Consider the following 14,410-nt stretch of genomic DNA (forward strand, 5'->3'; position numbering starts at 1 on the left):
TGGTACGAGGCTAAAAGGATGGAATTTTGGACCGGGGGTGGTGGTACACCTCCGGTTTTTTCATGGTGGAATGGATCGGTGGTTCATAGGCGGTTATTCACAAGGTGTTCCATTGAGTAAAATTGTGTTTCCTGAAATAGTATAGTTGGCTTCCAAGGTCGTGCAGAGCATTTCCAGGATCACCGTAAATGGCTGCGCCTCAAAATTGGCGGTTACACTGCACGTGGCAGTGGCGGGATTAGACAAGCGAATGTTTACGTTGAACCGTTTTTCGAGCTGCTCAATGACCTTATTCAACGGCGCTTCTTCGAAAACCACTGTTACCGGCTCGTATATCTCCTTGCGGGGTTGTATGGTTATTTGCTTCGCAGTCAGCCTTTTGGATTCAATTTCAAAAATGGCCTGCTGCTTTGGTTTCAGGACGAGCTGCTGTGGCTTTGTCTCAGTGCCCGGCGCGGTAACTTCCACGCTACCCGTCAGCACATCCACCTGAAATACCTTCTGAGCCGAAGCAGCTTTTACATTAAAGCTTGTTCCCAGCACCTTAATGACCATTTCTCCGCTCTGGATGAAGAAAGGTCGGGTTCTATCTTTTGTTATATCGAAAAACCCTTCTCCCGAAAACGTGACTATGCGCCGGTCTGCATCGAAGCGGGCGGGATAGGTTACCGAAGCTTCGGGGTGCATGATGATGGAACTGCTGTCCGGCAGCGTATGCGTAATGATCCTGGATTCCGTATTGACAAACTGAACAATGTCTGATTTTTTCTTCTGCTGGATCTCCTCAATTACAGAAACGGGCTGTTCTTTTTGAATCGGGTAATTGAAATAAAGCCCCGCTGCAATGGCCACGGATGCCGCTATGCCTGAAATCCAGCGCCATGGGAAAGGCCGTGCCGGCGATTCGTCCAGAATATTCAGTTCACCTTTAATGCTTTCGAAAGTGCTTTCCTTGATGGAGGACTTTTCTGTTTCCGATACATTTTCCAGATGGTCGGCATCCCCTTTGATGGCGGCATACCACGCCTCAACCTCTTCTTTTTCCTGATCGTTGCATTGATCGAGGAGATATTTTTCTAATAAAATCGGGGAGATAAAGGGTGCCTTCATTGCTTAAAGTATGGTATCAAACTTCAAGTCGCGCGCCGGCAAGCAAACCCTTAGGTGGGGTGCAAATTTTTTTTAATTAAAAAAGAAAAAGAGGATGCCTGAGATCATGTGGTCTTTTAAATGTGCCCTTAAAATTCGGATTGCTTTGGAAATGTGCTGCTCCACCGTCTTCTCGGCAATCGCAAGCCGGTCGCCGATCTGCTTGTTGGGAACGCCCTGCCGGCTCAGCACAAACACTTCCTGACATTTGGGTGACAGCAAGTGCAAACCTTGTTCATACCGGGTTTGCAGGTCGGCTGCCAATGTATGCTGGTCGGCAAAGTCAACCGGATCTGCATGCAGTGATTCCCAATGATCGTAATGTTGTTTCCGGGTAAATTCTTTGCGGTAAAAAGAAATGATCTGCTTTTTAGTGATAGCAAAAAGGAATGTGCGGCAGGAAAGGATCTGCTGCCCGTGACGCTTCTGCCAGATGTTTACAAATAGTTCCTGCACAATTTCCTGCGCAGCGAACCGGTCGTTCACCTTGCTGTATGCATAATTGAAAAGCACATTGAAATAACGGTTATAAAGCTCGGCAAAAGCCAGCTCGTCGTCCTGCTCGCTGATCAGCGCAAGGATATTTTCATCGGAACAGGAAGTATAGATGGCGTTCATAACGAAGATTTCCTTTGAATTCCGGCTGCCCGGATTGGAATAGCTCACAAAATTCGGACAATATTTCCTTATTGAATCTTTTAACAGATTAAGTAATCTCGTTCTTTTTTTTACTTTCTTAACATTAATATAAAATGACCCTGACGGCAAATGCTTTTTGTAAACGCCGGTTCTTTAAATTGCCGAATATTTATCCCTACACGATTAATTGAATGAATAATTATCCGCAGGCTTCGCGCATTCTGCTGGCAATAGACTGTATTATTTTCGGGTTCGACGGGAAGGATATCAAGCTGTTGCTGATTAAAAGGAATTTTGAGCCTGAAAAGGGGAAATGGTCGCTGATGGGCGGTTTTCTCAATGCGGATGAAGACCTCTCGGATGGTGCAGCGCGCATTTTATACAATCTTACGGGACTGAAAAACATCTACGTCGAGCAGCTCGAAACGTTCGGAAAGATCCACCGAGATCCGGCTGAAAGGACCGTTTCGGTTGTGTTTTTTGCACTCATTCAGATCGATGACCATGACGCTGAGGCGGTTAAGAGCCATAATGCTTCCTGGATTACGCTTGAAAATCGTCCGGCGCTGATATTTGATCATGAGGATATGGTTTGCAAGGCCATTGAACATTTAAAATACAAAGCTGCGCTGCATCCCATTGGTTTTGAGCTTTTACCCGAGCTTTTCACCATTCCCCAACTCCAAAAGCTCTACGAAGCCATCTACAACATCCCACTTGACAGGCGTAATTTCAGCCGCAAACTTTTGTCAACGGGATTACTGATAGACACCGGAAACAAGAACAGCAATAGCACCACTAAAAAGGCTACTTTGTACAAGCTGGACGAAATTAGATATAAGGAAAAGTTTCACTCGTTCTGGAATTTTATGCCCGACAGCATGAAGCAGTCATAGGGTAGGAGATTTGTTTGGGCGTCAATCAGTAATATTAATTGTGTCAAAATAACACCATAAACAAATTTATTTATATTTGTTACGTGATAAGTGAAATAAAGCGATCATGAAAGAAAGTTACGTTATAGGGATTGATTTTGGCACGGACTCCGTGCGGGCGCTGGTTGTGAACGCGCATACGGGCGATCAGGCCGGGACGGCGGTTCGGGAATACAGTCGTTGGAAGCAGGGAAAATACTGCGATGCAGCTTCGTCGCGGTTCAGGCAGCATCCGCTGGATTACCTGGAAGCCATGGAGGCTGCTTTGCTGGAAGCATTGGACAAATCACCCGAAGGTGCGCGTGATAATGTTCGGGGCATTTCGGTGGATACGACGGGTTCTACGCCTGTTCCTGTGGACCGGAACGGAACACCGTTGTCACTTCTGCCTGAGTTTGCCGAGAATCCGAATGGCATGTTTATCCTCTGGAAAGATCACACGGCCAATGCCGAAGCCGAGGAAATCAACACATTGGCACACAGTTTAGAAACAGATTATACCAAATACGTCGGCGGGATTTATTCGTCGGAATGGTTCTGGGCCAAAATCCTGCGGACGCTTAGGACAGACAGCGAAGTACGCGACAAAGCATTTTCCTGGGTCGAACATTGCGACTGGATCTCTGCCGAACTGACCGGTAACACAGACCCGCTGACATTGAAACGATCCAGGTGCGCAGCCGGACACAAGGCATTATGGCACAGCGATTTCGACGGTTTGCCACCCAATGAGTTCCTGACCAAGCTTGATCCGCTTCTTAATGGCATCCGCGACCGGCTTTTCTCCCAGACACAAACTTCAGACGAAGCGATGGGCACCATTTCGCCAAAATGGGCCGAAAAGTTGGGCATTCCAGCCGACACGGTCATTGGTGTAGGGGCTTTTGATGCGCATATGGGCGCAGTAGGAGCATTAATTGAGCCTTATTCACTTTGTAAGGTGATCGGCACGTCGACTTGTGACATGCTGATCGCTCCGAATGAGGAAGTTGGACATTTATTGATCAAGGGCATTTGCGGCCAGGTCGACGGCTCCATTATTCCCGGTATGCTGGGTATGGAAGCCGGTCAATCTGCATTTGGTGACATTTATGCGTGGTTTTCCAAATTGATCGTTGAGCCTGTGAGAACATTGCTGGGCGAAGAAGCTGCGCAGAAATTATCGAAAGAACTCATTCCGCATCTGGCCCAACAAGCCGCAAAACTGCCCGTCACCGAAAATGACATTATCGCCATCGACTGGATGAACGGCCGCCGGACGCCCGATGCGAAACATACATTAAAAGGCGCCATACTGGGCTTGAACCTGGCCAGCGATCACGTCCGGATTTTCAAAGCGCTGGTGGAAGCCACAGCTTACGGCTCCAAAAGCATCGTGGAGCGGTTCAGGAAAGAAGGCGTTCCGATTCATGAAGTCATTGCGATTGGTGGTGTTGCCAAGAAATCGGCATTTGTGATGCAAACGCTGGCGGATGTGCTTAATATGCCTATCAAAGTCGCTGCTTCCGAGCAGGCCTGTGCGCTGGGCGCGGCCATGTTCGCCGCAGTTGCTTCGGGCATTCACAAGACCCTGCCGGAAGCACAGGAAGCCATGAACTCCGGCTTTGACGCTGTTTATACGCCCAGACCGGCGCAAACGGCTGTTTATCAATCATTATATCAAAAATACACGCAGTCTGGTGCATTCCTGGAAAACGACTTTCTGCGCAAATGGGAGCCGGCTCCCGAAAATATATTATCCGCTTCATTGTAAAATGTAACCCTTTCCACAATCATAATGGTTGATTTAAAACAATTTGAAATTTGGTTTATTACGGGCAGTCAGGATCTGTACGGCGCCGACACGCTCAGACAGGTTGCGGAACATGCGCAGATCATCAGCAAGCATTTCGACGAATCTGCTCAGATGCCGGTCAGGACGGTTTTTAAGCCTGTCGTGAAGTCATCGGAAGAGATTTTTAATATTATGCAGGATGCGAATGTGGCTAAAAACTGCATTGGCATCGTAGCCTGGATGCATACTTTTTCACCTGCAAAAATGTGGATCCGCGGTTTGCAGATCATGCAGAAACCGCTGCTCCACCTGCATACGCAGTTTAACCGCGACATTCCCTGGGCGAACATTGATATGGACTTCATGAACCTGAACCAGTCGGCACACGGCGACCGGGAATTTGGTTTTATGATGACGCGTATGCGCCTGAACCGGAAGGTGATCGTAGGACATTGGCAGGAGCAGCACATTATAGAGGATCTTGCAAAATGGACACGCGTGGCGGCTGCCCGGCATGATATGAAAGGTGCGAAATTTGTTCGTTTTGGCGATAATATGCGCGAAGTGGCTGTTACCGACGGCGATAAGGTTGCTGCTGAAATGACATTCGGATTTTCGGTGAACACGTACGCTGTGGGCGACCTGGTTGCTGTTATAAATCAGGTTTCGGAGCAGGAAGTCGGACTTTTGATTGACGAATATGAATCGCTTTATGATCTGGCGGACGGCATTCGTAAGGGAGACGGGAGACATCAGGCGCTTTGGGATGCTGCCCGGATTGAACTGGGATTGAAATACTTTTTGGAAGACGGAAATTTCAAGGGTTATACCAACACATTCGAGGATCTGCACGGCATGAAGCAGCTTCCGGGCATTGGTTCTCAGCGCATGATGGCGGCGGGCTATGGTTATGCGGGCGAAGGTGACTGGAAAACCTCGGCCATGGTACGGGCGCTCAAAGTAATGGGCAGCGGACTGGCAGGCGGAAACTCTTTTATGGAAGATTATACTTACCATTTCGACCCGGCCAATAACCTCGTGCTGGGATCGCATATGCTGGAAATCTGCCCGAGCATTGCCTCCGGCAGACCGTCTTGCGAAATTCATCCCCTGGGCATCGGTGGAAAGGAAGATCCTGTCAGACTGGTTTTCAATGCCGCGGCAGGTCCTGCTATTAATGTTTCCCTGGTGGATATGGGCAACCGTTTCCGGATCCTGGTGAACGAAGTGGAAGCGGTGGAAGTGACCGAAGCACTTCCGAAACTTCCGGTTGCAAGGGTTTTATGGAAACCAGCTCCGGATATGGCTACGGGTTGCGCGGCCTGGATCTACGCAGGCGGCGCACACCACACGGTTTACAGCCAGAACCTCACCACAGATCACATTGAAATGCTGGCCGAAATGACGGGTGTTGAGCTGGTTGTGATTGATAAGAACACGTCGCTCAGGCAGTTGAAAAATGAATTGAGATGGAGCGAGGCTTCGTATAGATAACGTTAAAAAGCATGTCTAAATACACCTATTTAAAAGAGCAGGTTTACGAAGCTAACATGGAGATTCCCAGGGAGAACCTGGCCATTGTTACGTTTGGTAATGTGAGCGGGATCGATCGCAGTGCGGGCGTCATCGCTATTAAGCCCAGCGGCGTGCCTTATCATAAGCTGAAAGTGGAGGATATAGTTTTGCTGGATCTGGATAACCAGGTTGTGGAAGGCAATATGCGGCCATCTTCGGATACGAAAACCCACACATTGCTTTATAAGAATTTCCCGTCCATTGGCGGCGTCTGCCACACACATTCAACCTACGCCGTGGCGTGGGCGCAGGCGATTATGGCGATCCCGAACCTGGGCACCACACACGCCGACCATTTGACAACGGCTGTGCCTGTAACCGAAGTGATGTCCGATGAAATGATCCAGCGCGACTACGAATTGGAAACGGGTAACCAGATCCTGGATTTATTTGGGGACAATAAGTTGAATTATGAAGAAACGGAGATGGTCCTGGTGGCTTGCCACGGGCCGTTTACGTGGGGGAAAGATCCGGCTAAGGCCGTTTACAATTCCGTTGTGCTGGAAGAGATTGCAAAGATGGCTTACCTTACAATGCACATTAACCCGTCTGCTCAGACCATAAAGCAAGGCCTGATTGACAAGCATTATTTTCGTAAGCACGGAAAGGATGCTTACTACGGACAGGGTTGCTGATTAGTTCTTATTTTCAGGGCGTTTGCTGGCAATGTTGCGCATTTGCTGCAATGCTTCCTGGCGCGACATGCGTTTCTCACTCGCTTTCGCTTCATTAATGGATTCCTTGGAAAAGCGACCTTTGAAAAGGTTGAAAAGAGCAAATAACATATTTGAATATTTGAAGGATGACTTTCCTATGAACGTTCACCAAACATAGAAAAGTTTGGGGTAAAAAAAAACTATCAGGAAAGTGTTCCTGATAGTCATATGCTAGTTAAACGTTGAGTAAGAATGTCTTTGTTGGCTGACGCATCTCACGCACCTCTGCGCAATTTACTTCCGGGGTTGAAATCGTCTTGGATCCAGCGAACGAAATTGTTGGAGTTGGTTTTATAGATTTCCATCGACAAGGGCTTAATGCCACTAAATTCAACCTCCTTAACGTACTCCGCGTGCAATTTCAAGATCTCAGACAGGGTTTTGCTATCAGTTTTCATTTAAAAAGGGATATTAAAGATTACTATATGCAAAAACCAGGCAATAAACCTGTTCCCCGGCATGCCTAATTTTTAGAAAAATTAAAAAGATTATATTAATAGTGTATATTGTTATATCATGTGGCATAAATTTCCCACTTGGCACTAATGTGTGGACTGAAACGAAGAAAATTTGTTACATTTCTGGACAAACTGGGAATTGTACTAACCGGAAGCCTGCAAACGTAATTTTCATTTAGTCCTAAGGCGTTATGCAAAAGAAAGATAAAGATCTATGCCTAAGTGTTTTAGGACAATTGATGTATCTGAGAGTAAGGACTTGGTAACAATCAACGCAGGCGGAAACACGCCAAAATACAAAAATCAGATTTCGAGCTTTCGCTTCAAAGTTGAGATTTCCAATGGTTTGGGAAGGAGATCGATGATATGCCGGCTGGCCTTTGCCTTGTCGATGTCCCGGGTGTCAATGGTGGAGGATAACATGAAGAGTTTGATCTTGTTATGGAGACTTTCCGGAAGATGGTCGAATTCGTCTATGAACTCAAATCCGTTCATGTCGGGCATTTGCAGGTCCAGCAGAATAATGCTTTCAGGAAGGCTATCCGCTTCACTGACAAGATGTTTGAGCGCATCGCGCGCGGAATTGAATGTCTTGACAGAGTCCGTTATGCCACTTTTTTTCAATAACTTTTCGTATATAAACAGATCGAATGTGCTGTCGTCTATAAGGAAAAAGTGTAAAAGTGGCTTCATGTATTTCTTATTTATGGATAGAAGGGATGTTGACTTCGAAAATACTTCCTTCGCCAACTTTGGAAGAAACGCTAATCTCACCTCCGAGTTTAGTAATCGCTTCATGTACAATGTACAAACCTATGCCTGATCCACTATTTGTTGCGCCTGCCCGGTAGAACATTTTGAATATTTTGTCCTGATCCGAATCTTTAATGCCCGAGCCATTGTCCTCGATGATGATCTTGGCTGCGCTGGGCGTGGACTTAATTTTCAGATGCACGAACTGGTTCTGCTTAGTAGTATCCTGGAATTTTATAGCATTGTTAATCAGGTTATTGAATATAATCCGGAGCTTCATCACATCCGACTGGAACACACCATCCTGCTCAATGTCAGTGGTCATTTTCAGGTTGCCGTATTCGGGCAGATATTGGATGGTGGCCTGCACTTCGGTTACAAGCTCTTCGAAGCTGATGTTGGTAACAACGGGAACGCCTCTTGCGTTTTTATAATAATCAATGATATTAATAATGAATGTATCCAGCTTTTTAACCGATTGCCGGATCAGTTCCAGATATTCATTTTGTGATTTGACATCGTCTTCCAGCAGCGCCAGGTTCACGATCCCCAGCACCGACATCAACGGCGCGCGCAAGTCGTGGGAAGCGCTGTAAACAAACTTATCGAGCTCTTCATTCGCCTTCTGCAACTCTTCATTCCGTTCTTTTAGATCTTCGCGCGTTTTATAAATCTCGTAGGCGTGCGAAATCGCATTCTCAACATAACCATAATCCCAGGGCTTGTCGATAAACCTGAACACTTCTCCCTTGTTGATGGCATCGATCGCCGCCCCGATGTCGGTGTGGCCTGTGATCAGAATCCGGATTGGTTTTGGATATTTTGTCCTGATTTTCTCAAAAAACTGCACACCCGTCATAATGGGCATGCGTTGATCTGCGAGAATAATGCAGAAATCCTGTTTTTCAAGAATCTCTTCCGCATCTACTACGGATGAGGTGATTGTGATATCGTACTGCTTCCGGAAAGAAGCCTTGAACGAATGAAGGTTATGCTCCTCATCGTCAATGTAAAGGATGGTTATTGGTTTTTCACTCATTGAAATCGTGGATAGGGCGTGCTTTCTGTTTTACTGGAAGGGTGATCAAAAACTCTGTTCCCTCTCCAACTTCGGTATTTACCTGGATATTTCCGCTGTGAACTTCAATTATTTTAAATACAATGGATAATCCGAGGCCTGTTCCGTCTCCCACCTGCTTGGTGGTAAAGAACGGCTCAAAAATTTTCGCGCGGACCGCGGGCGGCATACCGGGCCCGTTGTCCCGGATGGAAATAGAAATATTGTCCGGGTCTTTCAGCCAGGATCTGACCCAAATTGTCGGGGTTTTTCCCTCTGTTTTAGCATTCAGCAGCGCGTAAATGGAGTTATTGAGGATATTCATAAACACCTGGTTCAGCTTGCCTGCGAAACATTCGATACTCGGGATATTCCCTAGTTCTTTTACCAAATGTATGGAATTACCCATTTGATAGTTCAAAATAATAAGGGTTGACTCAATGCCCTCATTAATGTTGACGACGTTGAGGTCGGATTCATCTACGCGGGAGAATATTTTCAAACCTTTTACAATCTCGACCGTCCTGCTGGCGCCATCTTCCATGCCTTTCAGCAAGGTGCCCAGCTCGGTTTTGATGTAGTCAAGATCCAGATCTTCTTTCAATCGCTCGATTTCTTTGATCTTAACCTGTAACTGATCAATTGAGTCAACGCCCTGAATGTCATTGTAGGAATCGAGGATTTCGAGGACGTCGTCAATGTCACGGCGGAGGGGCCTGATGTTCGAGCTCACGAAGTTGATCGGATTGTTGATCTCATGGGCGATCCCGGCTGTAAGCTGACCGAGCGAAGCCATTTTTTCGGAATCCAGCAGCTGTGTCTGTGTGTCTTTCAGTTTGTTGAGCGTCACATTTAGTTCTGTATTAGCATGTTGCAACTCGGCAGTTCGCTCGTTGACACTCCTTTCCAGATTAATGTTTTGCTCCATAATGATTTTCTCATTTTCCAGCGACACTCGCAGGGCTTCTTCCTGTGATTCTTCCCTTTCCTTTTTAAATATATTAATCTTATCAGCCAGTGCAATAGATAGCAGCACAACTTCTGCAATAGAGCCGAACTGCATGGTGTAAGTTGTGAAAATATTATACGGCAGGATGTTGATATTTCGCAAAACAAGAAGGAACAGACCAAGCAGGAAAATACTCCAGGCCAATAAGAAAAGTTTGGCAGGACGATAATTTTCTTTCGAAAGTTTAAACCCGATTATAAAAAGCCCGATGGCTCCAACTCCTCCTGATACATCGACCGCGCGAAAGCTCAGCAATTCAAACCCAAGCAGGTTCAGTAAGCCTGTGGACGAATAAAGTGCGATGATCACATTCAGGATGAAGACCCCTGGCGGCCATTTTTCGGGAAGCTGGAGAAAGTTTTTCACGAAAAGCATGGCGAAGATTCCGGCAACACCCGAGAAGTAAATGGTTGCTACGGAGTTGAATTTTGGTGCAAATGGCCAGATATACTTGAACCCATAACCTGACAATGCGGTTTGTGCCAATCCTACGAACAACACATAAAGCACGTAAAACAGATAACTCTTGTCGCGGGTGGAGAAGTAAATGAAGACATTATAAAGCACCATTACTGCAATGATCCCTGCGAAAATGCCATTAATGGTTTCGCCGATCTGGGCGGCTTCGAAGAATGTTTCCTGGTCGCGCAGGATGAGTGGCAGGATCACCTGGTTGTAGCCCTTCACCCGCAGATAATAGTTCTTTTGCTGGCCTGGCCTTATATCAAGCGCAAAAACAAGATTCTGGTGTTTGATCCGTCGTTCATTAAATTCCGCATTTTCACGATTTGTTTCAACTTTGACCTTTGCGCCCTCAACCTCGAAAAGCTCACAGGTATGTATCAGTGGATGCGCAAGTTCCAGGTATAGCAGCGAGCTGGCCGATTTGTTGGCGATGGAAAACCGGATCCAGAATGTGGACTGGCTTAGCCCCATATTAGGCGTGTCGTCCGTACTCTGAACGAACGCGTTGGATTTCAGGATCTGCTCGAAACTGCGCGCATTGGTGGCATCTTCAAAAATTTCAACCTGCTTGCCAATGATTTGTGAGCCCTGGTAAAAATTTACCGGGATGCCGTAAACGAGCTTTGCGAAAAGTAGAAATGTGATTGCAAATAGGTGCTTTAAAAATTTCATAAAAATCCTAAATCTTCATATCGAGATCGTAATGTAATGCAATTTCTCCCTTCGGGCCTTTTTCCACCGCAAACTGAACCGGATGCTCGCGCAGGTGCATAATGCGCTCCCGCTCTTCTTCATGTGCCTGGGGCAGATTGGCCAGGTCATTGACGATAATGGCGGTGGCGATGAGGCCTTCTTTGGGATAATAAAATGTTCCGTTGTTCCCCAAATCACGGATAATTTCAAACCCGATCCGCAGGCACTGGCGCAAGGTAGGCGGAGAGCACAATGCAAATAAATGTTCAACGCCGATCTGCGACGTGATCGCAACACCGATCCTCCCAAGGAAAATGCTTCCGATACCGTAACCCGCCACTTCTTTGGAATTGAAGAGGCCGCAGAACTCGGCGATCTTTTTTTCTTTCAGATTGTCTACGTACCCGTAAATGCGCTCGTCCTTCTTGGCAATGGCATCTTCCATCGGCATTTTCATTTTCTCATTACGGACCTGGATCCTCCCGCCGCCATAAATCTTTTCACCGTCCTCGGACTCAACAATGATCACATAAGTATTTTCATCATTCAGCCAGTCATGGCTTGCGGAAGTCACCTGCTTTACGCCATAGGCTTCCAATACTTTTCGGTGCTCGTCAATGTACCTGTAACAGGTTTCGATATCCTCAGTTGACTTGTACGCTTTAATTTTTGCTACCATCAAATTGCGTCGTTTACAATAAACAAGGTTTCATTCAATGGAAGGCGTGGTAATGGAATCGCTGGCATTTCCGGTTTGATGATCTTAAATAGAAAAACTGCTTTTGTGTTATTTTTTAAAGATATGATATTTTGAAACTCATTGCGTAAACCTTGTAATTTGTCTTTTTCTGTAACACTTAACCCGATGCCTGAATCAAGCCGTTCAAACAAAAACAGGGGTGATAGCAACGGCTGGCCGCCCAGACCGAGTTGTTCAACGGTTAACCAAAGCCTTTGAGAAGCAACTCCTCCCAGAAAGTACTGATCTGCTGCATCCGGCAATGTAATAATAGCCACACAGGAAGCATCTGCGACGCTGAATTGGATAGGTTCCGTTAAAGCATTTCCACCACCAAATGCGCTTAGCGCGGCAGCGATTTTTTTATCCTTAACAATGGATAATGCGGCCATATGCGCTGGGGATGAGGCCAAAGCCTGGATAGGAACACCGTCGCCTGCATTCACATTTTCCGCGCCCGGCCACCGGATGTCGCGGTTGAAATAGTCGTTATGACCTTCCGGATGAAGCATCATTATCCTGTCGCAGGCGGCGACAACTCTTCCAAGTTGAGCGAGCTGTTCTTTTTCGGTAATGAGTTGAACATCAGCACCGGATACGCTCTCCACAGCCTTGCACAGGGCATTCATTTCTTCTTCTCGCAACGCATGGGACAAGGTTGAATTCCGGTGTATTACGAAAGATTCCAGGGATTCTGCAAGCCCGTTAGTGTTATTTCCGGGCTGGGTTTCTTTTATAAATTGAATGCTGGCAACCAGCTCGTTCGAATCTGTAACAGGGGATTTTTGTACGATGGTCTGATAGCCAAGCTGACTGGCCTTCAGCAACGCATGCTCATAGGCAGCGCCAAGGGCGAGGTGCGCGGCCATGTTATTGATATTAGAAAAAGAATGCGAGCGGAATGTATCGTGAAATAAATGCAGCAGACCATTTCGGAAAACCCATTTCCAGGGCTGGTCATTCCCGGTTGAATATGCTTTTGTTGCGGCATTAACAATCTGCCCGATTTCATCCGCGTTCGGAATAGCATCCGCCTGAGTCTGGGGTAGGGAATCAATAATGGCAACAGCCCGTTGCAGGTCGAATGGTGCGTTCGGATTACTATAAACGGCGACCGCGGAGAGGTCTGGTTTATTATTGATCAGGGTTTCGAGATCAACATAATATCTTCCCGAATCCGTAAATTGATCCAGCAGAATGCGCCTGCAAACGTCGGTTACAACGCCTCCGCCCAGTGTTACCGCACTAGCAAGCTGCGGCCAGGTGGTGATCGTCTGCCCGATTTCCAGCAATGAAGCCCGCCCCCGGGTGGAAGTGTTCATGGCATCAATAATGCGCATTACTAATGGAAAGCGGTCGGAGGGGCTAATGTTCTTTAATTTTTCAGCTGGAATGTCAGCCAGCATTCCGTGCAGAATGGGCCTGTCCGTTTCCCGGTCAAAACGTTCCACATCCAGCATTCCCCGGTCGCTCGTTTCCATCACAACGGGAATATGGAAGCTTTTGGCCATTTGACGCGCGCTGATCTTTACTTCCAGGTCGTCACATTCGTCAACGAGAATGTCCAGCTTACCGCCTTCGGTAAGAAATGAAGTGATATTGCCTTCTGTAATTCCTTCCGTATAACATTCTATTTCCAGGTAGGGATCTATCTCCGCAATTTCCCTGGCCGTCACTATCGCTTTGTTAATCCCTATATTGTGCAGACCGGTTTTTATCCGGTTCAAATTACTGAGCTCAATTGTGTCAAAATCAGCAAGTTTTAATGTTCCGCAAATGCGTTCGGTAGCAACGCTGAGTGCAACTGCATGACCAACCGAAAGTCCGATGATACCAATTCTGCGTTCAGATAATGTTGCCTGTTCGTGCGGGGTAATCTTATAATGGTTTCTGCTGGTTCTTAATGTTACGAAGTCGTGCTTGTTGAGAATGTGCAGCAGCCGGTTGGTCCAGGGATAATAAACCCACGAACCCAGCAGATCGGGATCTTTACCTGAAATCCATTCGTCATACTTTTCGTCAATTTCAGCACTTGTAAGCTTTTTCCTGGGATTTTGTATCTTAATCAGCTCCTTCATTTGGGAAGAAAACAGATCCAGGACGATTTTTTGTTGATAGTCGGAAAGGACTGCGTTAAACTTTTGTTTGTCAGCACTTTGTTCGTGAAAGATAAAAATCGGCTTATAGATCGTATTGTTTGCTGGATAGGGATACATTTTTAAGCTATTAGGAGGACGGTTCCCAGAAGAACTCACGTAAAATTTAAAATTCGACGAAATGTATTGATCTTCGTATAAAATCGCTGCCGTAGAAACTTTGTAACCGGGCGGGCGATCCTATGTCTATCAATAGTTACACAAATTGCTGAAATTATTTTTCTAAAACTACCACAGGTTGTATCGAGGACAAAATTTTTGATTTGAAAGCGTCTAAATTCATTGACAAGTA

The 14,410-nt window shown here is 46.4% G+C and carries 13 protein-coding genes; 4 read left to right on the forward strand and 9 right to left on the reverse strand.

Annotated features, from left to right (window positions below; all coding sequences use genetic code 11):
* Positions 1–93: 93 nt before the first annotated feature.
* On the reverse strand, positions 94–1,110 hold the full coding sequence (locus G395_RS0110510) for a FecR family protein (protein ID WP_026630011.1): 1,017 nt from the start codon (positions 1,108–1,110) through the stop codon (positions 94–96).
* A 72-nt stretch (positions 1,111–1,182) separates the two neighbouring features.
* Entirely contained in the window at positions 1,183–1,767 is a 585-nt protein-coding gene (locus G395_RS0110515; protein WP_035361018.1) for an RNA polymerase sigma factor, read from the reverse strand.
* A gap of 212 nt (positions 1,768–1,979) precedes the next feature.
* On the opposite strand from G395_RS0110515, the gene G395_RS0110520 reads away from it, so the two are divergent.
* The 4 genes from G395_RS0110520 (at position 1,980) to G395_RS0110535 (ending at position 6,707) form a co-directional block, all read left to right on the forward strand.
* Complete coding sequence (locus G395_RS0110520; protein ID WP_026630013.1) at positions 1,980–2,684, forward strand: NUDIX hydrolase; 705 nt, start codon at positions 1,980–1,982, stop codon at positions 2,682–2,684.
* 106 nt (positions 2,685–2,790) lie between these two features.
* Entirely contained in the window at positions 2,791–4,476 is a 1,686-nt protein-coding gene (locus G395_RS29135) for a ribulokinase (RefSeq protein WP_051350105.1), read from the forward strand.
* 24 nt (positions 4,477–4,500) lie between these two features.
* Positions 4,501–5,991, forward strand: coding sequence for an L-arabinose isomerase (araA, locus tag G395_RS0110530; RefSeq protein WP_026630014.1), 1,491 nt, complete (start codon positions 4,501–4,503; stop codon positions 5,989–5,991).
* An 11-nt stretch (positions 5,992–6,002) separates the two neighbouring features.
* A complete protein-coding gene (locus G395_RS0110535) occupies positions 6,003–6,707 on the forward strand; it encodes an L-ribulose-5-phosphate 4-epimerase (RefSeq protein WP_026630015.1) in 705 nt (234 codons plus the stop codon).
* Here the strand turns inward: G395_RS0110535 and G395_RS32395 are convergent, their stop codons facing one another.
* The 7 genes from G395_RS32395 to G395_RS0110570 all read right to left on the reverse strand — a co-directional run bounded on the left by G395_RS32395 (position 6,708) and on the right by G395_RS0110570 (position 14,178).
* The gene (locus G395_RS32395; protein ID WP_169720023.1) at positions 6,708–6,857 is read right to left on the reverse strand and encodes a hypothetical protein; all 150 of its coding nucleotides are present in this window, start codon (positions 6,855–6,857) and stop codon (positions 6,708–6,710) included. It lies immediately after the preceding gene.
* Positions 6,858–7,003: 146 nt separating this feature from the next.
* On the reverse strand, positions 7,004–7,186 hold the full coding sequence (locus G395_RS0110545; protein ID WP_026630016.1) for a hypothetical protein: 183 nt from the start codon (positions 7,184–7,186) through the stop codon (positions 7,004–7,006).
* A gap of 363 nt (positions 7,187–7,549) precedes the next feature.
* Positions 7,550–7,939 (reverse strand): response regulator, encoded by a 390-nt coding sequence (locus G395_RS0110550; RefSeq protein ID WP_026630017.1) that lies wholly within the window; start codon positions 7,937–7,939, stop codon positions 7,550–7,552.
* Between the two features lie 7 nt (positions 7,940–7,946).
* Positions 7,947–9,038 (reverse strand): hybrid sensor histidine kinase/response regulator, encoded by a 1,092-nt coding sequence (locus G395_RS0110555; protein ID WP_026630018.1) that lies wholly within the window; start codon positions 9,036–9,038, stop codon positions 7,947–7,949.
* Complete coding sequence (locus G395_RS29140; RefSeq protein ID WP_035360910.1) at positions 9,031–11,202, reverse strand: sensor histidine kinase; 2,172 nt, start codon at positions 11,200–11,202, stop codon at positions 9,031–9,033. The genes G395_RS0110555 and G395_RS29140 overlap by 8 nt, the downstream gene beginning before the upstream one ends.
* A gap of 7 nt (positions 11,203–11,209) precedes the next feature.
* Positions 11,210–11,902 (reverse strand): hypothetical protein, encoded by a 693-nt coding sequence (locus G395_RS0110565; RefSeq protein ID WP_026630019.1) that lies wholly within the window; start codon positions 11,900–11,902, stop codon positions 11,210–11,212.
* Entirely contained in the window at positions 11,902–14,178 is a 2,277-nt protein-coding gene (locus G395_RS0110570) for an Rv1355c family protein (protein WP_026630020.1), read from the reverse strand. Before G395_RS0110570 ends, G395_RS0110565 begins: the two co-directional genes overlap by 1 nt.
* Positions 14,179–14,410 lie beyond the last annotated feature (232 nt).

Origin of the sequence: Dyadobacter alkalitolerans DSM 23607 (genome assembly GCF_000428845.1) — a bacterium.
Lineage (GTDB): Bacteria > Bacteroidota > Bacteroidia > Cytophagales > Spirosomataceae > Dyadobacter > Dyadobacter alkalitolerans.

What these genes read in the sequence shown, in the direction of transcription:
- G395_RS0110510 (WP_026630011.1), bottom strand. Translation starts at nt 1,110, where the DNA reads ATGAAGGCACCCTTTATCTCCCCGATTTTATTAGAAAAATATCTCCTC.
- G395_RS0110515 (WP_035361018.1), bottom strand. Translation starts at nt 1,767, where the DNA reads ATGAACGCCATCTATACTTCCTGTTCCGATGAAAATATCCTTGCGCTG.
- G395_RS0110520 (WP_026630013.1), top strand. Translation starts at nt 1,980, where the DNA reads ATGAATAATTATCCGCAGGCTTCGCGCATTCTGCTGGCAATAGACTGT.
- G395_RS29135 (WP_051350105.1), top strand. Translation starts at nt 2,791, where the DNA reads ATGAAAGAAAGTTACGTTATAGGGATTGATTTTGGCACGGACTCCGTG.
- araA (WP_026630014.1), top strand. Translation starts at nt 4,501, where the DNA reads ATGGTTGATTTAAAACAATTTGAAATTTGGTTTATTACGGGCAGTCAG.
- G395_RS0110535 (WP_026630015.1), top strand. Translation starts at nt 6,003, where the DNA reads ATGTCTAAATACACCTATTTAAAAGAGCAGGTTTACGAAGCTAACATG.
- G395_RS32395 (WP_169720023.1), bottom strand. Translation starts at nt 6,857, where the DNA reads ATGTTATTTGCTCTTTTCAACCTTTTCAAAGGTCGCTTTTCCAAGGAA.
- G395_RS0110545 (WP_026630016.1), bottom strand. Translation starts at nt 7,186, where the DNA reads ATGAAAACTGATAGCAAAACCCTGTCTGAGATCTTGAAATTGCACGCG.
- G395_RS0110550 (WP_026630017.1), bottom strand. Translation starts at nt 7,939, where the DNA reads ATGAAGCCACTTTTACACTTTTTCCTTATAGACGACAGCACATTCGAT.
- G395_RS0110555 (WP_026630018.1), bottom strand. Translation starts at nt 9,038, where the DNA reads ATGAGTGAAAAACCAATAACCATCCTTTACATTGACGATGAGGAGCAT.
- G395_RS29140 (WP_035360910.1), bottom strand. Translation starts at nt 11,202, where the DNA reads ATGAAATTTTTAAAGCACCTATTTGCAATCACATTTCTACTTTTCGCA.
- G395_RS0110565 (WP_026630019.1), bottom strand. Translation starts at nt 11,902, where the DNA reads ATGGTAGCAAAAATTAAAGCGTACAAGTCAACTGAGGATATCGAAACC.
- G395_RS0110570 (WP_026630020.1), bottom strand. Translation starts at nt 14,178, where the DNA reads ATGTATCCCTATCCAGCAAACAATACGATCTATAAGCCGATTTTTATC.